The organism is Streptomyces sp. NPDC090442, assembly GCF_044769405.1.
Lineage (GTDB): Bacteria > Actinomycetota > Actinomycetes > Streptomycetales > Streptomycetaceae > Streptomyces.
Genome location: NZ_JBIVXW010000027.1, coordinates 19425 through 46110, shown reverse-complemented (window position 1 = coordinate 46110; position 26686 = coordinate 19425). Strand labels below are relative to the sequence as shown.

Genomic DNA, 26686 nt, shown 5'->3' with positions numbered 1-26686 from the left:
GGTCGGCGGGCTGTTCAGTGCGCGACGGCTGCGGCGCCGTGTTCGTCGATCAGGGCGCCCGTGGTGAAGCGTTCGAGGGCGAAGGGGGCGTTGAGTGGGTGCGGTTGGCCGGTGGCGAGGGTGTGGGCGAAGGTCCAGCCGGCTGCCGGGGTGGCCTTGAAACCGCCGGTGCCCCAGCCGCAGTTGACGTAGAGGTTCTCGACGGGGGTGGTGCCGATGATCGGGGAGGCGTCGGGGGTGACGTCGACGATGCCGCCCCAGGTGCGGAGCACGTGCGCGCGGGCGAAGATCGGGAACAACTCGACGGCGGCGGCCATCTGTTGCTCGATGACGTGGAAGGAGCCGCGCTGCCCGTAGCCGTTGTAGGTGTCGACGCCGGCGCCCATCACCAGTTCGCCCTTGTGTGCCTGGGAGACGTAGACGTGCACGTGGTTGGACATGACGACGGTCGGGTGGACCGGTTCGTGCAGTTCGGAGACGAGTGCCTGGAGGGGGTGAGACTGCACCGGCAGTCGGACGCCGGCGCGTTCGGCCAGGACACTGCTGTGGCCGGCGGCCGCGAGGCCGATCCGGGCGGCGTGGATGCGGCCGCGGTTGGTCTCGACGCCCACGACCCGGTCGCCGTCCTTGAGGAAGCCGGTGACCTCGCAGCCCTGGACGAGGTCCACGCCGAGTTCGTCGGCGCGGCGGGCCAGTGCCCAGGCAACGTGGTCGTGTTTGGCGATGCCGGCCCGTGGTTGGTAGGTGGCGCCGAGGACCGGGTAACGGGTGCGGGGCGAGACGTTGAGGATGGGGCAGACCTTGGCGACCTCGTCCGGTTCGAGCCATTGGGCGTCGACCCCGTTGAGGTGGTTGGCGCTCGCGCGGCGGACGCCCTCGCGGACGTCCTGGAGGGTGTGTGCGAGGTTGAGGACGCCGCGCTGGCTGAAGAGGAAGTCGTAGTCCAACTCCTCCGGGAGGCGTTCCCACAGCTTGAGCGCGTGCTCGTAGATCGCGGCGCTCTCGTCCCAGAGGTAGTTGGAGCGGATGATGGTGGTGTTGCGGGCCATGTTGCCGCCGGCCAGCCAACCCTTTTCCAGGACGGCGACGTTGGTGATGCCGTGGTTCTTGGCGAGGTAGTAGGCGGTGGCCAGGCCGTGGCCGCCGGCGCCGACGATGATGACGTCGTAGGAGGAGCACGGTTCGGGGTTGCGCCAGAGGAAGTCCGGGTGCTCCGGAAGCGGTTCGGCGGTCATTCCGCTCCTCCCTTGCGGTGGGGCAGGTGGGGGTAGAGGGGGAACGCGCCGGCCAGCTTCTCCACCCGGTCACGCAACAGCCCGGCGCGTTCGTCGCCGAGCCGCTCGGCCTTGAGTGCCTGGGCGATGATGTCGGCGACCTCCCGGAATTCGGTCTGGCCGAAGCCGCGGGTGGCCAGGGCCGGGGTGCCGATCCGCAGACCGGAGGAGACCATCGGCGGGCGCGGGTCGAACGGCACGGCGTTGCGGTTGACGGTGATGCCGATGCGGTGCAGCCGGTCCTCGGCCTGCTGCCCGTCGAGCGTGGAGTTGCGCAGATCGACCAGCACCAGGTGGACCTCGGTGCCGCCGGTCAGCACCGTGATCCCGGCCTCGGCCACATCGTCGGCCAGCAGCCGGCCGGCGAGTATCCGGGCGCCGTTCAGGGTGCGTTGCTGGCGCTCGGCGAACTCCTCCCCCGCCGCCACCTTGAAGGCCACCGCCTTCGCCGCGATGACGTGTTCCAACGGCCCGCCCTGCTGGCCCGGGAAGACCGCCGAGTTGAGCTTCTTGGCCAGTCCGGCCTTGCTGAGGATCACCCCGCCGCGCGGTCCGCCGAGGGTCTTGTGGGTGGTGGTCGTGACGACGTCGGCGTACGGCACCGGGTTGGGGTGCAGGCCCGCGGCCACCAGTCCGGCGAAGTGCGCCATGTCGACCATCAGGTACGCGCCCACCGCGTCGGCGATCCGTCGGAACGCGGCGAAGTCCAGTCGGCGGGAATAGGCGGACCACCCCGCGACGATCATCTTGGGCCGGTGGGCGAGGGCGAGTTGCTCGACCTCGTCCATGTCGATGCGCAGGTCGGTTTCGCGGACGTGGTACGGCACGACGTTGTAGAGCTTGCCGGAGTAGTTGAGGCGCATGCCGTGGGTGAGGTGGCCGCCGTGTGCCAGGTCCAGGCCGAGGATCGTGTCGCCGGGGTCGAGCAGCGCGAACATCGCGGCGGCGTTGGCCTGGGCGCCGGAGTGCGGTTGCACGTTCGCGGCCTCCGCGCCGAACAGCTCCTTCACCCGGTCGATCGCCAACTTCTCGACGACGTCGACGTGTTCGCAACCGCCGTAGTAGCGGCGGCCCGGGTAGCCCTCGGCGTACTTGTTGGTCAGCACCGAGCCCTGGGCCTCCATGACGGCGGCCGGGGTGAAGTTCTCCGAGGCGATCATTTCGAGGGTGGACTGCTGGCGGTGCAACTCGGCGTCCACGGCGGCGGCGACGTCCGGGTCGAGTTCGCTGAGCGGGCGGGAGAGGGAGGAGGGGGCGAATGCGCTGTTCGACGGGTCCGTTGCCATCTGTGCACCATCCTGGGAGCCAACTAATGCGCGACTGATATATCAGTTGTTGCGGTAACGTATGGGAGCTCGACGAACAGGTCAAGGGGGCACCATGCAGCAGGCGGCGACCGCATCCGACGGCGCGGAACTCTCCCTCGCCGAACGCGCCTACCGCGCCATCCGCGACCTGCTGGTCATGCTGGAGATCCGCCCGGGCGCACCGATCCACGAGGAGCAACTGGCGCAGTCCCTCGGCGTCGGACGCACCCCCGTGCGCGAGGCGCTCAAGCGCCTCCAGTACGAGCGCCTGATCACCACCTACCCCCGCCGCGGCACCTTCGCCACCGACGTCAACATCACCGACCTCGCCCATATCTCCGAAGTCCGCCTGGAGTTGGAGCCGCTGGCCGCCGCCCAGGCAGCACGACGCGCCACGGCCACCGACCGCACGAACCTGACGACCCTGCGCCGGGAACTCACCACCGCGGCCACCCGCCCCCTCAACGCCGTCGACCTCATGCACCTGGACCTCCAGGTCCACCGCGCCATCTACACCGCGACCCACAACCCGTACCTGGAGGACACCCTCGTACGGCACGACAACCTGGCCACCCGCATCTGGTGCCTGTTCATCGACCGCCTCTCCGACATGGCCGGCCACGTCGAGGAACACGGGCCCCTGATCGAGGCGATCGTCGCCGGCAACCCGGACAAGGCGGCGCGGCTCGCCCGCGGTCACGTCGAGGGCTTCGAGCAGGCTGTTCGCAACGCCATTTGAGGACGTGGCGGTTCGACGGCCCTCCGCCTGTCCCCGAACGCCCCCACTGCAAGCGGCAGTTGACCGATGCCAAGCAGCGCTCCACCGAGCACCGGATCGCTGGCTGCCTCAATTACCTCTTGACCCATGGGGTAGCCGAGCACCCCGCGCCGCCCAGTGACGTGGACTGCCCTCACCGCCGCCGCTCTCCGGTCCATCTCCTACTGGGCACTCTGATGCGCGTCACTGGCTTCAGGCACTCCGCGGCGCCCTGGACGCGAGGTAGCAGAGCAACCTGTGCGCTACGGTGCGACGCCATGCCGGGCGCCGCGACGCAGCTCTCCTTCCATCGGCGCGCCGCCCACTTGCGGCCAGTACCTGCCTGGCTTCGCCGCCCTTCCCCTCAGTCAACGGGGAGTCGGTCCCCGCGCGGCCGTGCCCCGGGGCGGGTTCCACCGTGGGTCGATCACGGACAGATGCAGGTCGGCCGGGAAACCGGCGGCGAACTTGCCTGCACAGACCGCGACTTGATGGAGTTGCCGCAGCAACCACCGGCCCAGGGCGCAGCCTTCGTGCCGGACGGAGGAGGACATGCACAGGTCGCCGGTAAGCAAGACGTAGGAGTGCGCGACGTGCCTCCACCTGCCCGGCCGCACCCTTCCGCAACACCCTTTAGGCCGACGCGTCGCTGTCCTGCGTCGGCAGCCCTCGCAGAAGGACACCTAGGAAGAGGTCGAACTGGGGGGTGACGTGACCGATCGTCACCGGCTGCTCCTCGACCGCGAGCCAGCTGATCATCGACGTGATGAAGATGAGCCAGCTTTGGTCGGCATTGCGTGGCGAGGCGCCGCCCTCGATGAATATCTCGACGCACGCGCGGCGGAGGCGGTCCACCGAGTGCGCGTTGTGCGCGTGCGGCCGCGAGAGGTGCGAGGCGTAGCCGGGAATGCCGAGAAAGTGCTCGCGGATCAGCAACGCCAGCTGCCTGAGCTGTGCGCGCCAGTCCGATGGCTGTAGCTCGATCGCGCCCAGCACCCGGTCGACGACCACGTCGCTGACGAGGTCGAACAGTTCGTCGCGACTCTTCACCCAGCGGTAGAGCGCGCCATGGCGCACTTCCAACCGTTCTGCCAGCTGGCGCATCGTGATCGCGTCGACGTTGTCGAACGTGGCCGCGGCTTCAACGATCTTCTCGCGGCTGATCTGCGCCGGCCGGCCTGGTCGGCGGGGTGTGTTGGCGGCCTGACTCATGACCGCGACGGTACCCGACGCAGCTTCTCCCCCGCGCAGTGCGCGCTGCGGCGCACCCTGCACCCGGCATTTGTGGCCAGCGGTCACAAACAGAGTTACCGTGGGCATGCGTCTCCGCTGACGCGTCGGTCGGAAGCGAAGAGGAAGTGGTAGGAGACATGTCTGAGACTGTCGTGCACGGCACCGTCGCCGACGGATTCGAGCCGGTGCGTGAAGAATTCCGCGCGATCGTGACGCGTGAGGGCGGCGACCTGTCCGCCCAGGTCGCCGCGTACCACCGCGGGCAGCCAGTGGTGGACCTGTGGACGGGCAGCGAGACCGCGGCGAATTCCCTGCTGGGTGTCTACTCGGCGAGCAAGGGCATCACCCACATCGTCGTTGCCCTGCTGGTCCAGCAGGGCGTCCTCGACCTCGACACACCGGTCAGCAGGTACTGGCCCGAGTTCGCCGCCAAAGGCAAGCAGGACATCCTGCTGCGCGAGCTGCTCTCGCACCAGGCAGGACTGGTCGGCGCCACCGACGGCTTCACCATGGACGACATCGCGGACGACCGGATCGTCGCCGAGCGACTCGCCGCGCAGCGCCCACTCTGGCGGCCGGGCACATCCGCCGGCTACCACGCCCTGGTGATGGCCGCACTCAGCGGCGAAGTCGTGCGCCGGGCCACTGGATCCGGCGTGCAGACCCTCTTCAACGAGATGCTCCGCGACCCGCTCGGGCTCGACCTCTATCTGGGGCTACCGACAGATCAGGAGCACCGCTACCTTCCCGCGCAGCCGATGGTCGGTACGCCCGAACGACTCGCCGGTCTGGCCGCGGCGGCAGCCGCCCCCGACAGCATCAGCGGCGTGGCGTTCAACCGCCACGCCCCCGGCAACCGTGAGGTGTGGGAGCTCCCCAACCTCACCGCGGTCCGCTCCAACGGCACCGCCTCCTTCGGGGTGTCGGCACAGCTCGGGGCCTGGCGAAGCTCTACTCCGCACTGGTCAGCCCCGTCGACCGCCACCAGCCGCTGCTCAGCGCAGACACCGCCTCCGCATTCGCTCAAATCCAGAGCAACGGCTTCGACCTGGTACTGCGATCCCAGAAGGCATGGGCCGTCGGCTTCCACACCTATTCCGAGATCTACCCATCACTGGCCGCAGGCTCATTCGGGCACAGCGGCGCAGGAGGCCAGCAGGCGCTCGTCGACCCGCGCAACGCGCTGTCCTACTCTTTCCTGCGCCGCCGCTTCCTGTTCCCCGCCCAGGCCGACCCCGATCACAACCGCCTGCTCCGCGCCCTGCGCTCCGCGGCGGACGCACGACGCTAAAGGGTGTTGCAGAAGGGTTGGTTCTGGGCATTTCCGCTGTACCGCTGAGGTGTTGCGGGTTGAGCGAGTGTGGGCCACGCCCCTACTACCGACTCTCCGACCGCCGCACGCTCTACGCCACGAGCATGCGCCCCTGTTGAGGATCTCCGGCAATCCCCCGGAGCACTCGGACTCCTCGCCTGGTTCGGTGTTGCACGGGTCACTGACCTGTCCGGCGCGAGCTTCGGGCGTCCGACTGCCAAGCCGGCTTCGCGAGTTGATCCGCGTGGCAGTCAGTTGGCCAAGGCTCGATGGCGCGCCTCGCGGATGACCTGATCGGCGGTTCGGTCAGGAGTGAGAGCGGCGGTGTCGAACCACCAGCCGACATCGCCCAGTTCGCGCTTCATGCCGACGTCGAGAGCTTCATAGCCATCGAAGTCGAACCGCTCGCGTGGGTCCCTGATCGGGTTGCGGTATCGGCACACCTCAACGCCCGGCGCGAGGACGACGAACAGGACCTGCCGGGCCGGAAGGAGGCTTACGAAGAAGTCCAACTGCCTGCGGTCGGGGATCACCCAGTCGATCACAGGCGTGAAACCGGCGTCGGAGACGTTGTTCGCCAGCATGCACAGGTTGCGGTTACACAGGTCCACTTGCCGCGCTGCCTCGTCGGCCGGCTCGCCAAGGGCCCCGACGCGACCGCCGACGATCAGCCTGCTGATCTGGTCACCGTCGAGCCGCGCGGAGCGTGGCAGCCGCTCGGCGACCAGCCGGGTCACCGTCGATTTCCCGGCCCCGGGCATCCCCGTCACGATCAGACAGCTCGGCCTCTCAGCAACGTTCACGCCCGGAAGCGTGTCAAGGTGCGTGCTCGGCGGCAACTGCATTTCCAGGTACGGGCGTCGGCACGTTGGGCGGAATCAAGGCGAGCGGGTCCGGGGCGCAAGCCACTGGCCCTTTCGGGGCGGTGCCGGAACCGACTGGTGTCCACCCGCCGACGCATCCCGGGCAGATCTGCAAGCCCCACGACATCTGCCGCCGAGACTTCTGTGACCGGGCGGTTTGCGCCGCTCGGGGGCGAGTTCGGCGGTGCGGACACCCAGGGTCGGGTCGGGTCGCCTGAGGGTGGAGGGCATCGGACCCGCTGCGGGCCGGTACGGGTACGGCGGGCGGGGAGCGCGGAAAGTCGGCGAGCCCGCCGCCGCGGTCCATGCTCCCGGTGTGGGCCGGCCGGGTGGCTCTGTCGAGATCTGTCCGCGCTTGGCCCGGTGAAACGGCTCTACGAGGGGCTCGGGGGTGGTGTGCTGAAGGTGTCCAGAGGGGGAGCTTCCTTCGGAATTCGGATCGGACGGTGTGGCGTATGTCCACGGGCCTCCTTGTCAAGCCCCTGACCGGCCGCGTGGCGGTGGTCACCGGCGCCTCCAGCGGTATCGGCGAGGCCTCGGCCGAGCACTTGGCGCGCCTGGGCGCTCGGGTCGCCGTTCTGGCCCGGCGCGCGGATCGGCTGGACGGGCTGGTCGCCCGGATCGAGCGCGACGGCGGCACCGCTCTGGCGCTGGCCGTCGATGTGACCGATGCCGCGGCGGTGCGTGCGGCCGCCGACCGGGTGGCGGCCGAACTGGGCACCGCCGACCTGGTGTTCAACAACGCGGGGGTTGGGTTGCCCGGCCCGATCGAGGCGGCTGTCGATCGGTGGCAGCGGGAGATCGATGTCAACATCACCGGGCTGATGAACGTCATCGGGGCGTTCATGCCGCAGTTGGTGAAGGCCGCCGCCGAGCGCGGGGTGGCCGATCTGGTCAACACCTCCTCGATCTCGGCGCAGAACATCTACCCCCACTTCGCCGTGTACGCCGCCACCAAGGCGTACGTGAGCCACCTCTCGCGTCATCTGCGGGTGGAGCTGGGCGCGAAGAAGGTACGGGTGTCGGCGCTGGAGCCGGGCATCGTCGACACCGAGATTCAGAGCCATACGACGGACGAGGCGGTGCTGCGGTGGCTGGCGAGCGCCAAGGAGACGATGGAGTGGCTCACGCCGCAGGACATCGCCGAGACCATCGGATTCCTGGCCGCGCTGCCGGCGCGGGTGAACCTCCAGCAGGTCACGATCATGCCCACCGGTCAGCCCAGTTGACCCGCGGGGGCCGTCCGTTCAGCTCGATGATCTCCCAGAAGAGCGCTCGACCAAGATTCCCGACAGCGTCAGGCACTGAACGTCCACGACATCCCGCCGAACCCGGACGGGTACGTCCACTCCGCGGCCTACCTCGACAAGCGCGGCAGGTCGTCGACGCGGACGAGGTCGACCCGGTCAGCTGCGTGCTCACCGATCCGGACCAGACGATGGCCCGGGCCACGATCGACCGCCCTTCCCGGCTCAGCGCCTGCGGGAGTGGTCGCTCCTCCACGCCGTCACGCTCAAACCGCCCTGGCAGCCGGACGACCTGCTCGGATCGTCCAACCGGCTCCAGCTCAAGACCGTCGGCGGGACGAACACCGAGGCCGTCGAGATCCTCGCGGAAGCCGGCCGCACCAAGCGGATCCGCAACACCGCCGGGCCGTCCTCAATCGCCGCAGCGACAGCTGAAATCAGCTCACCCACAACTCGTCACTATTGCTCGCCGGCAGTTGGGCACGCCGGTGCTGATGTATCCGGAGAGCGACCCTGGTCATCCGGTGCTCGGCTTCGACGTCGCGGCTGATCGGGTCGTTCTCCTCGCAGACCCGCGGTTCAGGTAACGGAGGTCGGCGTTCCACGGGTGATGCGGTACAGCACGTTCGGACGCAGTGGTCCTTCGGGCGCGGTGGGGTCGTCGAAGTCGTCGGCCGGGTTCCGGGTCATGCCGATCCGCTGCATCACCGCCTGCGAACGGAAGTTGGTGGCCGTGGTCACGGCGAGGATTTCGGGAAGCTCAAGGGTGTCGAAGCCGTGGGCCAGGACCGTCCGTGCGGCCTCGGTCGCATAGCCCTGGCCCCAGGCCGAGCGGGCGAGCCGCCAGCCGATCTCCACGCCGGTGAACGGCATGTCGTCATCCACCCGGTCCAGGCCCGCAAAGCCGACGAACTCGCCCGTGGCCTGCACCTCAACCGCCCACCACCCGTAACCTCGCTGGTCGAACTCGACCTGGAACCTTGCCACGGAGGCGTCGCTCTGTTCGCGGGTGAGCAGGTCGCCCAAGTGCTCCCGGACTTCGGGGTCGGCATTCATCGCCGCCCACGGCTCAAGGTCGGTGCCCCGCCATCGGCGAAGGATGAGGCGATCGGTACGCAGTTCAGCCATGCTGTCCAGCCAACGTGGCCTCTGGCTTCACGGCAATCCATTTTCCTGTGGGGCGACACCGCCGGAGCGGACAGAACGTGCGGTGCGCGGCTCGCTCTGAGAACGAATGGTGCGACCACTGCACCGTCGTCGTACTTGAAGGAAGAACCAAAGGAGCGGCCAACGACCGGCTGAACTCAGCCAAAGGCCATAGCACATGCTGGACGGACCCGTAAGGCTGACGATCTACTCTGCGCCATGGGTATACAACGGCATGCGGTGACCCCGCGTGAGGACTTCCATCGCCTCTACTCGGCTGCCCAGGTGGACGCAGTCGCCGATTCGCTCAGCCTCCGGGCCGAGTTCCCCTACCAACTGACCTACCTCGGCGAGGGAAGCGAGATGTGGCGGGCGGGCGAAGTACCGTCCAACCCCGATCTCGTGCCGATGCTGCGTGACATCAACAGCCTCCTCACCCGGCACGCCGAACAGCTCCTGGCCCTTGCCCCGCCATCGTCTCCCGTACAGATCGTCGATCTCGGGCCGGGCACCGCGCGTCCGGTACGCGGTCTGATCCGTCACCTTCTGGAGCGCACCCGCCTGGCCGGATATCGTGCCGTCGACATCAGCGCCGAGATCCTCGAACTGGCCAGAAAGAACCTGCAGTCCGAATTCCCGGACCATGCGGAGCACTTCGAGCTGTGGCAGGGCGACTTCACCGGGCCGGATCTCAAGCGGGTCCTGGCACCCGAGCGCGCCTCCGGGCACTCCGGTGGCGAACCGTTCCGCTTCGTCATCATGGCCGGCGGGACGCTGTACAACTTCGCCGACCCGAACCAGGTCCTACGCCACGTGCGCAGCGCCATGAGTGAGCACGACGTATTGCTGCTGACGCTGCGCATCGACATCGGCGCCGACAGGCCCGCGTTCATGAAGGAGGTCAAGGTCGGCGGTGCACACAAGCCGCAGCAGTTGGCGGGGCTGGACCTGCTGGGCATCGACCGCTCCTGGTACGTCACCGAATCGGGGTTCGACCGGATGCGTAGCGAGATCTTCGTGCGCGCACGGTTCCTGGAGCCGGTCACGGTGGCCTTCGATGCCGCAGGGGGCAACCGAGCGGTGTCGTTCGAGCCGGACGACACCGTGGTGGTCTGGCGCTATCTCTACCAGGACAGTGCGGCGGTGGCCGACCAGCTCTCCGACTGTGGGCTCCAGGTGCGCCTGCTCGAACGCGGCGAGGGCAGCCACGTAGTTCTCGTCGCTGCGACTCCGACGCCCTGAACGCCGCTTTCCCTTCCCGAACTTGGGGCACGAACTCGATCCGGACGAGCTCCTCTCAGTAGGGCCAGGCCAGGCACCGACTGCATTCGGTGAGAACCAAGGCCAGCACCGACCAACGTGAGCGCCCCACCACTGCCGGCGACGCCGAGAGCGGGATGGGGCGCAACACGTCGGGAGGGGACGGGGCACTTGCCAACCCCGTTCACCGCGTTCCGTCGCTGCGTCAGCGCGTGACCTGGATGGTTGGGCGCAGGGTGGCTGTCAGGCGGGTCAGTAGTTGTTCGGCGGGCGGGAGTACCCACGGGGAGAGGGCGGCGGCGCCGATGCCGGCGCCGACCCCGGTCCAGGCGACCGGGCCCAGTGGTGTGCATCCGAAGAAGTGGCTGACCACGGGTGTCTGGACGATGCCGGCGAGGACGAGGGCGGAGCCGAATCCGGTCGCCATCACCAGGGGGCTGCGTTGTCGGCCCTTGATGGTCTGGGTGAGTTGGGCTCCGACTACTCCACACAGTGCCATGGTGCTGGTGCGCCGTGCCGAGCCCGGGGTGAGCCGGCCGATCAGCCATGCCGTGGTCGCGCCGAGCCCGGTGACCAGGCCGCGTTGGCGGATCTGCCGGGTCAGCGGGGCACCGAGGGCGGCGATACCCACCGGGGAATCGCCGGGCAGAGACGTTTCCTCACCCGGCTCCTCGTCCTGTGGGGTGACCGCCACGGCCATCGCCGGAAACATGTCGGTGAGGAGGTTGACCAGCAGCAACTGCCGCGTGGACAGCGGGGAGGCACCGTCGAGCAGGGTGCCGAGCACGGTGAAGCCGACCTCGCCGAAATTGCCGCCGATCAGGATGCTGATGGCATCGGCCACGCTGCGCCACAGGGCCCGGCCCTCGGCCACGGCGTCGACGAGGACGGAGAGTTCGTCGCCCGTGATGACCAGGTCCGCCGCGTTGCGCGCCGCGGCCGATCCGCGTGCCGCGATGCCGACGCCGACATCGGCGGCGCGGATGGCTGCGGCGTCGTTCGCGCCGTCGCCGACCATGGCCACCACCCGCCCCGCCTCCCGGAGCGCCTCGATCACCTGGAGCTTCTGCTCGGGGGCGACGCGGGCCACCACACCGCAGTCCCGCAGGAGTTCGGCCCGGCCGGCCCGGCCGAGGGCGGACAACTGGTGACCGGCGACCACGGTGACATCCCTAGGCCAGCCCAGGGCCACCGCGATGGCCCGGGCGGTCTGCGGGTGGTCGCCGGTGAGGATCACCGGCCGCAGTCCGGCCTGGCGCAGCCCGGCCACCAGTGGAGCGGACCCGGCCCGCGGAGTGTCGGCCAGTGCCACGAATCCCAGGAACTCCAACCGTTTCAGGGGCTTTTCCAGTGCGTCGGGTGCTTCGCCGGACGCGAGCCGGCGCCGGGCGACGGCCAGCACGCGCAGTCCCTGTCCGGCCAGGGACTGCGCGCTCTCCTGCGCATCGGCGGGGACCTCCGCGCAACACGGCAGCACGATTTCCGGTGCGCCCTTGATCACCAGCAGGTGCGCGTCGCCGTCCGCGGGGTGCTGTCCGAGGGCGGCGGCATAGCCGCGGCTGGCCTCGAAGGGCTGGGCGTCGGTCTGCCGCCAGTCCGGGTCGTCCTGGGCCGCGGCCAGTACGGCTTCGTCGGTGGCGTGTGCGTGCACGCCCGTCTCGTCGGGGCGCGGGCAGGCCCGGGCCGCGGTCCGCAACACCGCGGCCGCTTCAGGGGCGTTGGCGGCGTGAGTGGCGCCCTGGGCGGTGACGAGGTACACGACGTGCAGGCGGTTCTCGGTCAGGGTGCCGGTCTTGTCGAAGCAGATGGTGTCGACACGGCCCAGCGCCTCCAGGGTGCGCGGGGTGCGCACCAGTACCCCGCGCCTGCTGAGCCTGCGCGCCGCGGCCATCTGCGCGACCGTCGCCACGAGCGGGAGACCTTCCGGGACCGCGGCCACGGCCACCGCCACGCCGCCGCCGACGGCCTCGCGCACCGGGCGTCCGCGTAGCAGGGACAGTGCGGTGACGGCCGCTCCGCCGGCGAGGGTGAGCGGCAGCACCCGCTTCGTCAGTTCCTGCAACCGTGCCTGTACCCCTGCCGCGGCCGGGGCCCGTGAGGCCAGGGACGCGGCGCGTCCGGCCTGGGTCTGGTCGCCGGTGCCGACCACGACGGCCCGGCCGCGGCCCGCGACCACGGTCGTGCCTTCGTAGACCATGCAACCGCGGTCCGCCACGGCCGCGCGGGGTGTGGCGGCCACCTGTTTGCGGGTCGGCAACGACTCGCCCGTCAGGGCGGATTCGTCGACTTCCAGGTCGGCGGCTTCCAGGAGTCGGGCGTCAGCGGGCACCACGTCGCCGGTGGCCAGTTCGATCAGGTCGCCGGGCCTCAGCCGGGCGGCGTCGACGACTGTTGCCGTCCCCGTCCGGGAGTCGGTGAGGCGCCGGGCCGTCTGCCGCTGACCGACCGCGAGGGCGGCCAACGCGCGCTCGGCGCGCACGCGTTGCACCCCGCCCACCATGGCGTTCATTCCCAACGCCCCGGTGACCAGGAGGGCGTCGACGGTGGACCCGAGAACCGCCGAGGCGGCCGCGCCGACCGCGAGCACGGGGGTGAGGGGATCGTCGAGTTCCGCACGCACGGCCGCGATCAGGGACATCGTCGTGCGTGCCGGGGCGAAGACCGGTAAGCGGGCCGCGGCACCCGCGCCGGTGCGCAGCCGCGACAGCATCGTGGGGGCGGTTCGGGGCGTACTGGCCAGCCGGGACAGCGCCTCGTCGGGGTGGAGGGCGTGCCACGGTACGCGCGGACCCGGGTGGGGCGCGGTGCGGGCGAGCGAGCCGTACGCGGCCCGCCATCCCGAGAACAGGGCTGCCCCGGCCGCCGCGTTGACGGGGCTGAGCCGGACCCCGGTCGGCAGGAGCATGCGTCGGGCGGGCGAGCCTCCCGTGACCACCAAGAGCCCGGACAGCGCCGCCCCCGACTGGGCGAGGATCGTGGAACGTCGGCTGACGGCGCGCGCGGCGGAGGTGGCCGCCAGCAGCCGCCGCACCCCCTCCAGGCCGTTCAGCGCCAGGACATCGGCGCCCCAGACCACCGTGCTGCGCCCGTCGGTGACGGACACGGCGAGATCACCGGCCAGCAGCCCCGCTAGCAACTCGTGGCTCCCGGCGTCCTCGTGGTCGATGCGCGTGACCGTCACCACCACCTTGCCGTCGTCCTGCAGCCCGCGCACGACCTCGGCCAGCGGCCGTTCGGGGGCGACGACGGTGTCCGCCAGTGACGCGAAGTCGCCGAGGGAGGGGTCGTCCACCATCACGACGTTCAGGCCGGCCCGGCGTGCCGCGTCCAGCACCGACTCGGCTCGCGGGTCGAGTTCCCACCCGACGAGCACGGTGCCGATGTCCTCCCCGCCCGTGGAGGCGATCATCAGCCCGGTGTCGGCCGGCTCGCCGTCGGATGCCGGACGCAGGCTCACCGCGGGCTGGTTGGCGTCACCTGCCGCATCGTCGGCGCCGCGCAGCGCCGCGGTCGCGGCGTGCCAGAGCCGGTCGTGGTCCCACGAAGGCGTGCCGGGGTCGACGTCGAGGACCGTCCGCCGCGGGCTGCGCAGGGCGCCGGGGTGAAGCACCACGGTGTCCACGAGCTCCAGGCGGCGCAGCCGCTCGACGCTGCGGACCAGCACTCCGCCCTGGGCCAGGGCGCTGCCCACGGCGGCCGTGAAGGCTGTTGGGCCGTAGCGTGCCGCCTTCGGTGATCCGGCCAGGACCGCTTCCGCGGCACCGGCCAGGCTGCGGGTGAACACCAGCGTTGCGGCTGCTCCCACGAGGCTGCCCGTGACCGCGGTGTCGGCGTACTCCTCGCCCGGATTCCGCCGGAGCGGTGGCCGGGACAGCCCGGCCCCGGACAGGCCCGGCCGGTCCGGTAGGCAGAGGCTGTCGTGCGCGGCGTCGAACGCGGCGGCTCGGGCCAGTGCCTCCGCCAACTGCCCCGTGCGCAGCGCCCCGTCCAGCACGAGCGCGGTCGGCGACTGGCCCAGACCGTGCGTGGCGGCGTTGACCGCGGCCAGCACCAGGTCGGTGCCGGTCGTACCGAGCCGACGGTGCAACACGTTCCGGACCCGGGAGTCCTCCCGCAGCAGCGTCACCGCCGCGGTGACCAGCCGCGGCGACTTCTGCAGCCGCATCACCTGCGTCGTCAGCGCCGTGGCGATGCCTGCCGCGTCGCAGGCCAGGACCATCGCCGCAGCGCGCACATCGGTGGCGCTGCCCGGGTGCGGAAGGTGTGACTCCGCCGTCCCGTCGGAGAGTTCCAGCCCGTACCGGGCAGCCAGCTCCGTCACCCGGCGTTCGACAGTGCCAACCAGGGCCTCGTCGGTCGCCCGCACCACCAACCGGGACAGCCTGCCGTCCCAGTAGGCAAGGAGCACATCGGGATGGTCCAGCAGGGCAGCGGCCACCTTCTCCGCAGCCTCCTCCAGCGGCGGAGCACCATCGGCCTCGGGGGCCAGACGCAAGGGCAGTTGGAGACGGCTGCCGGCGCGCCAGCAACCGTCCGCGGGGGCAAGCGCGTTGCGGGCCACCCGGGCCATGCGCACGGCCGTCGCCGATGCCTCGGCCGCGGCACTCGCCGCGGTGCGCACGCCGGTGGAGGAGAGTTCGACAGCGCCTCGCCGGAACGCGTCGGCCGGGGAAGCGAGTTGAGTGACGATCCGGGCCGGAGCGGCGAGCGCCACACCGAGGCCGGCCGCAGGCAGGCCGGTCAGTAATCGCAGAACCACTGTCCTACTTTCGCGAGAGAGCCGCACCGGTCGTGACCGCGGTGCGGGGAGAGAGTGATGCCCGATATGGCCGGGCTGCCGACGGTTGGCGCCGGGCGGGTCAGCCGGCCGCCTGCCCCGACGGCGCTTCGGCGTCGATCGGCACCGCGCCGTCGCGCCGGCCGTGCGTCTGCGGCGATCGCGACTTCCGCGCGCCCTTCGCCCGCTTGTTGGACGTGGCAGGGGCCGTTGACGAGCGCTGCTGTTCACCGGCCGGCAAGGCGTCTGCCCCGTCGTCCTTCCCGGGGTTCTGCTGTGTCAGCCACACGACCGCGGCGCCTGCGGCCGCCACCGGCCACTCGACCAGGCCCGCCACGCCCAGGATGCCGACACCGGCATACGCCGCGATCCGGCGCGTCGCGGGAGGCACCGAACCGACCGCCTCCAAGGCCCCGTCCATGACCTCCTTCACGAGGGAGGCACCGGGCACGTGGCCCACCACGGCCTGTACCGCCCCCAAGGGACCCGACCGTTCCGTCGGGCGCGACGAGGACGAGGGGGGTAAATGGGCGCTCTCGCTCACAAGATCTCCTGTTCCGGGTACGGACACGTCGCCAACTCGCCGTGTTCGATTGGCGTTTACCTACGTCGCCTACGGTCTCCGTAAACGTGCTTTGACGGTGTCCGTGCTTGACAGCGTCTGCGCGCGTTCGTGATTCTCGACATGTGCAAGCACCTCGTTAGGTGAGGCGTCTGCGCGGACACAGGCCGCTGACCCCGAACGTCGAGAGACGCCCCGGGTCAGGACAGCTCACCCCGGATTAAGGGGTGCGCCCAAGCGGCTGCCCGTCCAACTTTGGCCGGGAATACGCCGCGTAGTGCTGAAGCTGTGACGAGAGAGGTGCCTACCCGCGTCGCGGAGGCTCCTCGGCCCATGTCCGGCACCCACGGGTGCCCCGGCCGCGAGGAGGTGAGGGGCTTGAGTCCCTGGCATAGTCCGGAGCCCGTTTTTCCCAGGCCGACCCGCCCGTCACCGCCCGGCCGCCACTGACGCCGCTCCCCCCTCCACACGCTGACCCTGCCCACGAGGCACTGAGACACGGCGTGTTGGTTGCTTCCTGCCGGCGTGCGCGGCCGGGCCCGTTCCCCCTCGGAGCCTGCTGTGCGCATTCACCTGACCTGGCCCCACCTTGCCGCCACCGGCCTCACCCTCGCCGTCCCCGACATCACCCCCGACGCGCTACGCCCCATCCTGCGCCGGGCATTGGCCCACGCAGAGCCCGTCGTGTCCAGCGCCGCTGACGCAGCGGGCGCGGGCCTCCTCGCCCGCCTGATGCTCCCGCTTGCCGTCTGCGTGGTGCAGCAAGCGCTCACAAGCCCCACACAGGCTCCGGAATACGCCCCTGGTGGCGCCTCGCCACAGAGGGCGCGGCCTCAACTAGCCCCTGCGCCTTTGCCGGTCTCCACCACCCGACCGCGCGCACCCTCCAGCGACTCCCACCGATGTGCGGGCAACCATGCGCCCGTGTAAGGGCGTTGGTGCGGGATGCAGCCGGGGGAACAGCGGATGCGGCACGTGGCAGACGGACTCACTCCCGCCCCGGTCCGTCCAGTGGAGAACAGTCTTGGGCGCGCTTCTTCAAGGATGCCGCGCTAACGCGCGGTGAGGGAAGCAGGTCCCGCCCTGCGAGCCTCTGGCGCTCCGCCGGGCCGGGCCACCAACGACGACGTCCCTGGCGTTCGTGCTCACGCAGTCAATGATCTGACGGCTGCTCAGCGGTAGCGGCTCGGCCGCTCCCGCCGGTGAGTAGCGGGCTTTGTGCCTACTCCAGCAACCGTTGCCTGATCAGCTCCATCACTTCCGCGCGGCTGCACTTGCCGTCATCGCCGGCGTAGAGGTGGTTGCCGATGCGCGTCGAGACGGCGACGAGGCAGCGGACCTCGACCTCTTCCTCGTCGGGGCAGAAGGCCGAGAACAACGAACGCAGGTAGTCCATACGGCGGCTGTCGACGCGGCGCAGGCGCTCGGCAACGGCCGGGTCCCGGCGGGCCCAGTCGCGGATCGCCAGATCGGCGGTGGCGCCCCGCACCGGCCCGTCGACGGAGGCGGCAATGATGGTGAACAGTCGGTCCAGTTTGGCCCTGGCGTCTCCCCCGCCGCTCTCAACCTGCTCAATCACGCTCTCGGCGACCTCGCGCTCCCAGGTGTCGAGCATCTCGGTGAGCAGCGCGTCCCGGTTGCGGAAGTACCCGTAGAAGCCCCCCTTGCTCACGCCGAGAGCCTGCGCCAGCGCCTCGATCCGGACCGCCTCGGGACCGCCTGCGACGAGTGCCCGCAAGCCTTCCTCAATCCACTTGCCCCGCGGCGTGCGAGTGGCGCCCATAGCGTGTGCCTCCTCACGTCCCCGCCGAGTATACGGGGGCGTATAAACGGTTCTATGCTCCATCTATACGCCACCGTATAGACAGGGGCCTGCTCATGCGACTCCCCCGAACCGCCCACACCGACCGCCCCTGGCGGATTCACGAGATCGCCGGCGACTTCACGGTCGAGGACGTGTGGGCACTGCCCACCCCCGGCGGACCCGACGACCTTGTGTGGCTGGTGCGCCAGACTGCCGAAGGAATCAGCGACGGGGTGGCCGGAGAAGGTCTCGTCTCCCGCGTACTCTTCGCCGTCCGTTGGAAGCTCGGAGCGCTGCTCGGCTGGGACAAGCCCGGTACCGGCGTCGGCACCAGGGTGCCCTCCCTGCGCGACCGACTGCCGGCAGACCTTCGCGACGGCCCCCAGGGCCCCGACCTCGGCTTGTCCCCGTTCACCTCGCTCTACCAGAGGGACGATGAGTGGGCCGCCGAGATGGGCAACAAGACCGTGCACGCAGTGATGCACATCGGCTGGGTTCCGGACGGCTCTGGCGGATACCGCGGCCAGATGGCCGTCCTGGTGAAGTCCAACGGTCTGTTCGGATCCCTCTACATGGCTGCCATCAAGCCCTTCCGGTACCTCGGGGTGTATCCGGCGCTGATGCGCTCCGTCGGCCGCGAGTGGCAGGCAAACGCCGCCAGACGGAGCGCGCACCAACGTCCCCCAGGTGATGGCTGACTTCCAGCCCCCGCCCTCGCGCTCCAGGCGCCGCTGGCGGCGACGCTCAAGGCGGCAGGTTCCGTAGACCAGTCAAGCCGATGCCCAGCGCCTACCTCATAGGCGCGGCATACCGCAGCCGATCACGAGCCGTCACCGCCCGCCGCCATCAGGGGTTCAATGCCAATAGACACAGCGGCGTACCCATGACGGCATCAACTTAACCATTTCTTCTCGCCGTTCTGACGTGCATGGCGACAATTGGAGTCGCAGTCGCGCTCGCCGCCACAGTGAATCGCGCCCCACAGCGGGCGATTCGTCGAACACGCACCGCAAAGGCCAGCGTCCACCCACATCACAACAAAGCAAAATGCAAGACAACCCTCTGACGACTTTCCGAGAATAGTACGGAGCGCCGCCTTGCGTCCGTGCTGCACACACCGTGCCGGGCTGCACACGCCGAGCTGAAGGGTCCCCAACGGCGCTCCCGCAAGCGATGTTTGAGGAGTTATTTGTGCCGGCTGAACACGCCGATAATGCCGATACCGAAGCTGCGAGCCGAAACTCGCTGAAAGTTGAAGAAATAACCGTCACCAACCCTGATGTGACGAGAAGGGCGATTGGCGCAGCGGCGATCGGAAATGTCACCGAGTGGTTCGACTTCGGCGTCTTCGCCAACCTGACGCCTGTGCTCACCGCGGTGTTCTTCACCGGCGCGGGTCAGACCATCGGCACGATCGGCACCCTCGGCCTGTTCGCCGTCGCCTTCCTGGTGCACCCGATCGGCGGGATGTTCTTCGGTCCTCTCGGCGACCGCATCGGCCGTACCAAGGTCCTCTCCATCACTGTCATCATGATGGCCATCGGCACCTTCGCCATCGCTTTCATCCCCGGTTACGAGACCATGGGACCGGCCGCTCCCCTGCTGATGTTGCTCGCGCGGCTGATCCAGGGATTCTCCACCGGTGGCGAGTACGGCGGGGCGATGACCTTCATCGCCGAATACGCCCCCGACAAGAAGCGCGGATTCCTCGGTAGTTGGCTGGAGTTCGGTACTCTCACCGGCTATCTGTTCGGTGGAGTGGCCGGCCTGGTCATCCAACTTCCCGGCGTGATGTCCCACGAGGCCCTGCTCTCCTGGGGCTGGCGCATACCGTTCCTCATCTCCGGCCCCATCGGCATCATCGGCCTCTACCTCCGACTGAAATTGGAGGACACTCCGGCCTTCCAGGCAGTGGTCGCGGAGAGCAAGGGCCGTGAGGGCAACCAGACCATGAAGGAGATCCGCAGGATCTTCGCCAACTACTGGCGACCGATGCTGGTCTGTATGGGCCTGGTACTGGTCTTCAACGTGGTCAACTACATGCTCACCACGTACATGTTGGAGTACATCGCCAAGTTCGCCCCCTCGGTGAGCGCCACCTGGGCACAGATCCTGGAGATCTCCGTCCTGGCCTTGGGCATGGTGCTCATCACCTTCGTCGGCCGGCTCTCCGACCGCATCGGCCGCAAGCCGGTGATGTACTTCGGTTGCGGCATGCTGATCCTGCTCGGCGTGCCCTCGGTGCTCCTGATCCAACAGAACACGCTGACCTCCGTCTTGTTCGGTCTGGTCCTGATGTCGTTGATGCTGCTCTGCTTCAACAGCACCGTCCCCTCCGCGCTGCCCGCGCTGTTCCCGACCGAGATCCGGTACGGCGGCCTGTCGATCGGCTTCAACCTCTCGGTCTCGCTGTTCGGCGGCACCACCGCCGTCATCAACGCCCTCCTGGTGGAGGCCACCGGAGACGTCAACGTGCCCGGCTACTACCTGATGGCCGCCGGCGCGATAGGCGCCGTCGCCTGCTACTTCGCGGCGGAGTCCGCCCGCCGCCCCCTGCCCGGTTCCGCCCCCGCGGTGGAATCCGTCGAGGAGGCCCGCGAGTTGGCCCGCACGGGACTCCCCACACACTGAACCAGCCCTCTCCCGGCCCGGGGCCACGCCACGCACGCAGCCCGAGCGCTTCGGTGGTGGGCTCCGGGCCCTTCCATGTCCACCAGGGACGAGCGGCTTCGCCCGGCCCCCTTCCGCAGGCCCGAAGGCGGCGCGCCCGATGCCGGCCGACTTCATCCGTCCGTGGTCGCACCACGCCGTCGTCACTCCAACAACCGCCGCCCTCCGCCACAAACACTCGCGTGACTCGGCCGCGTCGGTCGTCGTTAGCACCCGTGATGTCTGAGCGACTGCCTGCCGAAGGTCTCCCCGTTGCGGTCATCGGTGCCGGCCCCAGCGGCCTGGCCACCGCTGCCATGCTCGCCCGCCTGCGCGTACCGGCAGTCGTCCTGGAACGCGGCGACCACGCCGGCGCGAGCTGGGCCGAGCGCTACGACCACCTGCGACTACACACCACACGGGGTTCGTCGGGGCTCCCCGGCCTCAAGTTGCCCAAACAAGGCGGCACTTGGACGAGTCGGGACGAGTATGTGCAGTACCTGGAGCGGTACCGTGCCCTGCACTGCCTTGACGTGCGTACCGGGACCGCCGTCCACCGCATCGAGCGCTCTTCGTCCCCCGGTACGCGGTGGCGCGTCCACACCTCCTCCGGCCCCCTCCCGGTCCGGGCCGTGGTCGTGGCGACCGGACGCAGTCACACGCCCCACCTCCCCCACTGGCCCGGACGCGACGGATTCACCGGCACGTTCCTGCACTCCGCCGAGTACCGCAACCCCACCCCCTACCGCGGGAGATCCGTCCTGGTGGTGGGCGCCGGCAACAGCGGAACGGAGATCGCGACCGTGCTGGCCCAGCACGTGGCGGAGTGGGTGTGGATCGCGGTTCGCACTCCACCCAACATCCTTCCCCGCAGCTCCAGTCGTTGGCACCTGCTCGGGCGGGTGACGGAGCCTCTTCCCCTTGCCTGGCGCGACCGCTCATCGCTCCTGACGCAGCGCTGCACGCTGCCGGACATGGCCTCGTTCGGCATTCCTCGGCCCCGCACCGGGCCCTTCGTCCGCAATGCGCGCGAGGGCGTAAATCCCGTGCTGGACCACGGTTTCGTGGCGGCGGTACGGTCGGGGCTGGTGGAGCCGGTCGCCGCGGTCGCCGCTTTCGACGGCCCCCGCGTGCTGCTCTGCGACGGCACGCACGTCGCCCCCGACGTGGTCATCGCCGCCACCGGCTACCGTCCCCATCTCGACGCCCTCCTCCCCGGTCTCGACGTCCTCGACAAGGCCGGCTATCCCACGGTCAACGGCCGCCAGACCCCTCCGACCGCGCCCCACCTGTACTTCGCCGGCTTTACCAACCCGCTGAGCGGCGCGTTGCACCAGGTGGGCGTCGAGGCTCGGGCCATCGCCCGCGCCATCGCCCGAGGGCCAGGCACCACCGTTTCCGTGCCTCGCCCTCGGGACGGCCATCGCCGCGACTGACTCCGCAGAGGGAGCGCGCCCAAGAGCCCGCAGCCTCCAGGTATGCGCCCTCAGCCGGTCAACGTCTCCACGAGCCAGGCGGTGCCCCCCACCAACGCCCCGTACCCAGGGATGGCGAGCAGCGGCCAGGGAATGGGGCGCGGAACCAACACCTTGGCGTGGAAGGCGAGGTCACGGTACTCGGGCATGCCCTCGGTGCCAGGCAGCGTCATGAAGCGCGGGCGTACCGTGCAGAACAGCAGCCAGTCGATGACCAACAGGTCGAAGAGGGTGAGGGCCAGGAAGCCGGCGGTGCCCAGGACGAACGGCGGCACGAATCCCAGGCGGCCGTCCACCCGCCCCTGCAGATCGAGCACGCCGGCCACCGGAACGGTCACGAAGAGCAGGAGGTTGAGCAGGCCGGCCACCGTCGCCGTCCATCTGCCGCGCGCGCTCTGCTCCCCGTACCGCGCTCTGATCGCGGGCGGGTAGTCGGAGAGCAGAGCGTCCCTGGCCACGAGCAGGGAACCGAGGACGACCAACGTGAACAGGGCCGCCAGGACGAGTGCGTAGCCCATGCTGACGCGAGCGACTTCTAACCAAGTCATGGATAGGTTCATGCCATCCGAGCGTAGGCCCTGCCTGGGAAAGCTCGGTCACGTGCCCAAGACGTCGTGCCTACGGAAACCACACCTCGCCGATGTGGTCCTCACCCTGCTCGCTCCGTTCGACGACGAACGTCGACTCACAGCGCTCCTCGTCCGCATGGACGGACAGGGCATCGCCGGTCAGCATGTGGAGGAGGCCGTCATGGTCCACGATCCCATCGCCGCTGGCGTCGTACGCGGCGCCTATCCGGTCGGGGACCGTACCGGCAGCGACCAGGGCGGCACGCAGGTCGCCGCTGACCTCCCACTCGTCGAAGCCCTCGATCCTCAAGTTCGGGATGCGTGGGACATCTGCTGCCACTGGGGCATTGAGCGCGGCAACAAGGATCTTCGTGCACGAGGCGCCGAAGTCCCATTCGCAGACAGCGATGATCCAGGCATCCGGATGTTGTGACCGGCGGTCGCTCATGGGGCAGGAGTGGAGCGCCGAAGGGCGGACGGACGGTATCCAGATGCGCGTGCCCGCTATGACGGGGGTTCACCTGCGTTCCGGGAGGTACGGGACTCGTGACGCCGAGTGTGCCGCGTCCCACTGACACTCACGGGACGTGAGCTAACAACCGGCCTTGGTAAGGGAGTTGATCCGACCGGTGCACGCCGAGGGCGCACACCAAGGGCCGATGCGAGGGTTCATCCGAGGTCAGGCCCAACCACCGGTCGGTAATAGTGCAGCTCACCGGGTCGGGCCGACTCTCCGATCGGCCGGGCTCGTTGGACGATTGGTTGTCACGTGTCCCGGTTCGTGCCTCCCCGGGTTGTCGTGATGCCGGGGTATCCGCTTGGATCGCCTTCTGTGAGTACCTTCCAGCCGCCGCCTCCCCCCAACCAACCCCAGCCCGGTCCCGGCTTCGGTCCCCCGCAACCGCACTACGGTCCGCCGCAGGGCGTGCCGCCTCAGCCGTATCCTCCGCAGGTCCCAACACCGCAGGGTCCAGTGCCGCCTTACGGGGCGCCGCAGCCGATGCAGCCGCAGATGGGGATGCGGCAGGGCCCGCCTCCGCACGCGCTCGCGTCCCCCGGCATGCGTCTGCTCGCCCGCTTCATCGACTACCTGATCGCCGCCGTGTTGATCGGCGGTGCCTGGGTACCGACGAGCATCTGGATGACCAGCACGTTCAAGGCCGGAGACAGCCGCGGGGCTCCCATCGTTCTCGGCCTCTGCGCCTGGACACTGCTCGTCGGCCTCTTCTTCGAACCGCTGACGATGGCAATGGGTGGCACCATCGGCAAGGCCATCTGTGGCGTGCGCGTCGTCAAGGTCGAAACCGGTGAGAAGCTGGGCTTCGGCCACGCCCTGGGACGCTGGCTGGCCTATCTGGGCATCGGCATGGTGCCGGTGCTGGGCCTGATCAACGTGTTGTCGTGCATTTGGAACGAGCCGTTCCGACAGTGCATGCATGACAAGGCCGCCAACACCGCGGTCGTCAAACGCCGCCTGTAACACGCCGGCCCCGCACGTCCATTGGTGACGCCGAGAAGAGCAAGGTAGGGCAGACAGCCAGGACCTGCTGGATGTTGAACGGTTGGGCGGCTGAGCCGCCCCCGTTTCCACCGTGACCCCTTGGGCTCCTCGGGAGTACGGGGCGCGGGAGAGGAGCGACGTGGGCACGGGGTTCGCATCGGGCGAGGAGCAGTGGCGGACCCGCCTGGGGACGCTTCGCCAGGTCGTCCGTCAGCAGGTGGTGGCCAGGCAACTGGCGGTTCACCTCCGGGACGTGCCGTGCCGGCGGGTTCTGGACGTGGGTTGCGGGCAGGGCACGCAGGCCCTGCTCCTCGCCCGCCGCGGCCATCATGTGGTGGGGTTGGATTCCTCGGCCCAACTCCTCAGCGACTTTCGCAGAGCCCTGGAGGTCGAGGCGCCCGAGGTCCGTGAGCGCGTGAGCGTGCTCCAGGCGGATGCCGGGAGGCTCGCGGAGCTGTTCGCATCGGCCAGCTTCGATGCCGTGCTGTGCCACGGCGTTCTGATGTACTTCGACGACCCTCGCCCGCTCCTGACCTCCATTGCGCAGGTGACGTCTCCCGGCGGGATCGTCTCGCTCCTGGTGCGTAACGGCGATGCGTTGGCGATGCGGCCGGGCCTTCTCAGTGACTGGGCCGGCGTTGAGCAGGCTTTCGAGGGCACCGCCTACCTCAACCGCATCGGAGTCAGGGCCCGTGCCGATCGTCTGGACGACATGACGGCTGCACTCGCGGAGCGGGGCATGCCGCTGCGCGAGTGGTACGGCGTTCGGATCTTCACCGACGCCGCCGCTTCCGATGCCGCGTTGCCCGAACCTGAGCAGCTCAACCGGCTGTTGGCGTGCGAGGAACGGGCCGGACGCACGGACCCGTATCGCCGTGTGGGTGCTCTGCTGCATCTGATCGCCACGCGTCGGGCGGGCGAGGCACCGGCCTGCTGAGGTCAGGCCGGTGCTTCGCCTTGGTGGCGCTCGGCCGCAGAACTCTGCCTCCAACAACCTCGCCGGAGGCCCGTGCCCCCGCCCCTGCCCGTGCGCACAATGCACACAACCCGCAGAACGACGCTAACGAAATTCGCGCCCACAACCTGGAGCGGTGCGACCAACGTCGGATAGTTTCCCCGGTTGGACCTGACGGCCCACAGCCTCAACGAGTAGCAGCTACCGGGGAGTTCACATGGCGTCATTCATCGAGCCGGCAGGCGGCACACGTCGCGCGAGAGGGGGCCGGCGGTGACCGCACACGCATGGACCTTGCTGATCATCTTGGCGGCCGCCATCGGGGCGTTGATCGTGTTGATCAACTCGCGGTTGCGGTTCCATCCGTTCGTCGCCTTGATGCTCGTCTCGATCGGCGTCGGTCTGGCGGCCGGCGAATCCTCTGCCAGTATCACCACGTCCCTGGAGCAGGGCGCCGGCAAGATTCTCGGCAACGTGGGTGTGACGTTGGCCTTCGGCGCCATGCTGGGTCGGGTTCTGTCGGACTCGGGAGCAACCGACAAGATCGCGCGGCTGGTCGTCGACCGCGCCGAGGGGCGACGGCTTCCGTGGTACATGGCGGCCGCCGCGTTCGTCGTCGGGATCCCGATGTTCTTCGAGATCGGGCTGATCGTGCTTCTCCCGCTGGTCTTCAGTGTGGCCCAACGCCTGCGCAACACCGGCAAGATCAACGGCTCGCCCTACCTCTACCTGGCCGCTCCCACGATCGCGGCACTCTCGACCCTGCACGGCATGGTGCCCCCACACCCCGGGCCACTGATCGCGGTGCGGGGTCTGCACGCAAATCTGGGCCTCACCATGCTGGTTGGTCTCGTCTGCGCGATTCCGACCGTCATCCTCGCCGGACCGGTCTACGGCCGGTGGATCGCGCCGCGGCTCGCGGTATACCCCGACAACGAGTTGGTGGCTCAATTCACCGGCGGCGGCACGGCCTCCGGCGGCGACGGTACGGCAGGCGACGCACCGCATACCCAGCCGCCGGCGAAGGACGATGCGGTCGTGTCGCCGACCAGGAAACCCGTACCCACTGGGTTCGCGGTCACCGCGGTCCTCGTCCCCGTGGCACTGATGTTGCTGAACACGCTGGCCGAACTCGCCCTCACCAAGACCAATCCCCTGCGGCCAGTGCTGGCCTTCACCGGAGAACCGGTGGTCGCCATGTTCACCGGCTTCCTCGTCGCGCTCTTCGCACTCGGCTACCGCAGCGGCATGCCCTCCGAGGCGATCCGTACGTCCTTGGCCGACAGTCTCAAGTCCGTCGCGGGCATCCTGTTGATCATCGCGGGTGGCGGAGCGTTCAACGAGATACTCGTGGACTCCGGCATCGGCAAGGCCGTTCAATCCGCGGCAACTGGCGCTCACCTCAACGTTCTCGTCCTCGGCTGGCTCGTGGCGCTGGTGCTCTCGTTCTCGACCGGATCAGTCACCGTGGGCATTGTCGCCGCGACCGGCATCCTCGCGCCCCTCACCGCAACCGACGGAAGCCTGCACACCGCACTGCTGGTCATCGCCATCGGCGCCGGCTCCATTGGCCTCAACTACGTCAATCACGCCGGCTTCTGGCTGGTCAAGGAATCGTTCGGCATGACGCTGGGGCAGGCCACGAAGTCCCACACCGCCATCCAGACGATCGTCAGTGTCTGTGGGCTCGTCATGGCCCTGCTCCTGTTGAACTTCACGTGACCGCACTGCCTGAATCACCCTGCTTTGGAACGGGTATTGAGTAACGGGGTGGGCTGACTACGTACGATGTGGTCTGCGGTCGCAGATCCCCCTCAAGAGGATTGCCGCGTTTCCCCCTCGCTGCCTGGTTCCCTCACGGAGACTGGTGCGGAGTCCGCAGTCTCGCGCCTCGCGAAAAGGGGGACCTTATGCGCAACGGCCCGAAAGCAAGCTCATTGGTCGCCGCGACGATCTCCACAACCGTCCTGTCACCACCTGCATCCGCTTCCACGG

20 protein-coding genes, 1 pseudogene and 1 riboswitch are annotated in these 26686 nt (G+C 69.2%); of the genes and pseudogenes, 11 read left to right on the top strand and 10 right to left on the bottom strand.

The genetic code is table 11. The features are described from left to right. Positions 1-14: 14 nt before the first annotated feature. Together ACIQU6_RS20115 and glyA are read right to left on the bottom strand one after the other, a co-directional pair. A complete protein-coding gene (locus ACIQU6_RS20115) occupies positions 15-1235 on the bottom strand; it encodes a sarcosine oxidase subunit beta family protein (RefSeq protein WP_403482996.1) in 1221 nt (406 codons plus the stop codon). Further along, positions 1232-2560, bottom strand: a complete 1329-nt coding sequence (gene glyA, locus ACIQU6_RS20110; protein ID WP_403482995.1) for a serine hydroxymethyltransferase — start codon at positions 2558-2560, stop codon at positions 1232-1234. Before glyA ends, ACIQU6_RS20115 begins: the two co-directional genes overlap by 4 nt. 94 nt (positions 2561-2654) lie before the next feature. On the opposite strand from glyA, the gene ACIQU6_RS20105 reads away from it, so the two are divergent. Next, positions 2655-3320 (top strand): GntR family transcriptional regulator, encoded by a 666-nt coding sequence (locus tag ACIQU6_RS20105; RefSeq protein WP_403482994.1) that lies wholly within the window; start codon positions 2655-2657, stop codon positions 3318-3320. A 651-nt stretch (positions 3321-3971) separates the two neighbouring features. Here ACIQU6_RS20105 and ACIQU6_RS20100 read toward each other — a convergent pair. Beyond that, entirely contained in the window at positions 3972-4550 is a 579-nt protein-coding gene (locus tag ACIQU6_RS20100) for a TetR/AcrR family transcriptional regulator (RefSeq protein ID WP_403482993.1), read from the bottom strand. Between the two features lie 158 nt (positions 4551-4708). Here ACIQU6_RS20100 and ACIQU6_RS20095 point away from each other — a divergent pair. Together ACIQU6_RS20095 and ACIQU6_RS20090 are read left to right on the top strand one after the other, a co-directional pair. After that, positions 4709-5266, top strand: a pseudogene (locus ACIQU6_RS20095) (serine hydrolase domain-containing protein); the annotation flags it as partial. Between the two features lie 170 nt (positions 5267-5436). Continuing rightward, positions 5437-5862 carry a hypothetical protein gene (locus ACIQU6_RS20090; RefSeq protein WP_403483063.1) on the top strand — a complete coding sequence of 142 codons (426 nt, stop codon included), beginning with the start codon at positions 5437-5439 and terminating at the stop codon, positions 5860-5862. A gap of 272 nt (positions 5863-6134) precedes the next feature. Here ACIQU6_RS20090 and ACIQU6_RS20085 read toward each other — a convergent pair whose 3' ends face one another. Continuing rightward, positions 6135-6686, bottom strand: coding sequence for an AAA family ATPase (locus tag ACIQU6_RS20085; RefSeq protein ID WP_403482992.1), 552 nt, complete (start codon positions 6684-6686; stop codon positions 6135-6137). Positions 6687-7201: 515 nt separating this feature from the next. Between ACIQU6_RS20085 and ACIQU6_RS20080 the strand changes: the two genes are divergently transcribed. After that, positions 7202-7975, top strand: a complete 774-nt coding sequence (locus ACIQU6_RS20080; protein WP_403482991.1) for an SDR family oxidoreductase — start codon at positions 7202-7204, stop codon at positions 7973-7975. 597 nt (positions 7976-8572) lie between these two features. Here the strand turns inward: ACIQU6_RS20080 and ACIQU6_RS20075 are convergent. After that, positions 8573-9121 carry a GNAT family N-acetyltransferase gene (locus ACIQU6_RS20075; RefSeq protein WP_403482990.1) on the bottom strand — a complete coding sequence of 183 codons (549 nt, stop codon included), beginning with the start codon at positions 9119-9121 and terminating at the stop codon, positions 8573-8575. A gap of 258 nt (positions 9122-9379) precedes the next feature. Here ACIQU6_RS20075 and ACIQU6_RS20070 point away from each other — a divergent pair, with 258 nt between their 5' ends. Next, complete coding sequence (locus ACIQU6_RS20070) at positions 9380-10381, top strand: L-histidine N(alpha)-methyltransferase (RefSeq protein WP_403482989.1); 1002 nt, start codon at positions 9380-9382, stop codon at positions 10379-10381. 223 nt (positions 10382-10604) lie between these two features. On the opposite strand, the gene ACIQU6_RS20065 is transcribed toward ACIQU6_RS20070, so the two are convergent. From ACIQU6_RS20065 to ACIQU6_RS20055, 3 genes are all read right to left on the bottom strand, one after another. After that, positions 10605-15158: an HAD-IC family P-type ATPase gene (locus ACIQU6_RS20065; RefSeq protein WP_403482988.1), complete on the bottom strand. Its 4554-nt coding sequence runs from the start codon at positions 15156-15158 to the stop codon at positions 10605-10607. Positions 15159-15258: 100 nt separating this feature from the next. Beyond that, positions 15259-15609 (bottom strand): hypothetical protein, encoded by a 351-nt coding sequence (locus ACIQU6_RS20060; protein ID WP_403482987.1) that lies wholly within the window; start codon positions 15607-15609, stop codon positions 15259-15261. 257 nt (positions 15610-15866) lie between these two features. After that, a riboswitch (M-box (ykoK) riboswitch) is annotated at positions 15867-16045 on the top strand. Between the two features lie 915 nt (positions 16046-16960). Continuing rightward, the gene (locus ACIQU6_RS20055) at positions 16961-17521 is read right to left on the bottom strand and encodes a TetR/AcrR family transcriptional regulator (RefSeq protein ID WP_403482986.1); all 561 of its coding nucleotides are present in this window, start codon (positions 17519-17521) and stop codon (positions 16961-16963) included. A gap of 95 nt (positions 17522-17616) precedes the next feature. On the opposite strand from ACIQU6_RS20055, the gene ACIQU6_RS20050 reads away from it, so the two are divergent. The 3 genes from ACIQU6_RS20050 to ACIQU6_RS20040 all read left to right on the top strand — a co-directional run bounded on the left by ACIQU6_RS20050 (position 17617) and on the right by ACIQU6_RS20040 (position 21627). Beyond that, positions 17617-18240 (top strand): DUF2867 domain-containing protein, encoded by a 624-nt coding sequence (locus tag ACIQU6_RS20050; protein WP_403482985.1) that lies wholly within the window; start codon positions 17617-17619, stop codon positions 18238-18240. A 583-nt stretch (positions 18241-18823) separates the two neighbouring features. After that, entirely contained in the window at positions 18824-20173 is a 1350-nt protein-coding gene (locus ACIQU6_RS20045) for an MFS transporter (RefSeq protein ID WP_403482984.1), read from the top strand. Between the two features lie 257 nt (positions 20174-20430). Further along, a complete protein-coding gene (locus tag ACIQU6_RS20040) occupies positions 20431-21627 on the top strand; it encodes a flavin-containing monooxygenase (protein ID WP_403482983.1) in 1197 nt (398 codons plus the stop codon). Between the two features lie 50 nt (positions 21628-21677). Here the strand turns inward: ACIQU6_RS20040 and ACIQU6_RS20035 are convergent, their stop codons facing one another. Together ACIQU6_RS20035 and ACIQU6_RS20030 are read right to left on the bottom strand one after the other, a co-directional pair. Then, positions 21678-22214, bottom strand: coding sequence for a hypothetical protein (locus tag ACIQU6_RS20035; RefSeq protein ID WP_403482982.1), 537 nt, complete (start codon positions 22212-22214; stop codon positions 21678-21680). Positions 22215-22284: 70 nt separating this feature from the next. Further along, positions 22285-22683, bottom strand: coding sequence for a DUF6333 family protein (locus ACIQU6_RS20030; protein WP_403482981.1), 399 nt, complete (start codon positions 22681-22683; stop codon positions 22285-22287). Between the two features lie 552 nt (positions 22684-23235). On the opposite strand from ACIQU6_RS20030, the gene ACIQU6_RS20025 reads away from it, so the two are divergent. From ACIQU6_RS20025 to ACIQU6_RS20015, 3 genes are all read left to right on the top strand, one after another. Next, the gene (locus ACIQU6_RS20025) at positions 23236-23715 is read left to right on the top strand and encodes an RDD family protein (RefSeq protein WP_403482980.1); all 480 of its coding nucleotides are present in this window, start codon (positions 23236-23238) and stop codon (positions 23713-23715) included. 160 nt (positions 23716-23875) lie between these two features. Continuing rightward, positions 23876-24673 (top strand): class I SAM-dependent methyltransferase, encoded by a 798-nt coding sequence (locus ACIQU6_RS20020; RefSeq protein WP_403482979.1) that lies wholly within the window; start codon positions 23876-23878, stop codon positions 24671-24673. A gap of 291 nt (positions 24674-24964) precedes the next feature. Then, entirely contained in the window at positions 24965-26413 is a 1449-nt protein-coding gene (locus ACIQU6_RS20015; protein ID WP_403482978.1) for a GntP family permease, read from the top strand. Positions 26414-26686 lie beyond the last annotated feature (273 nt).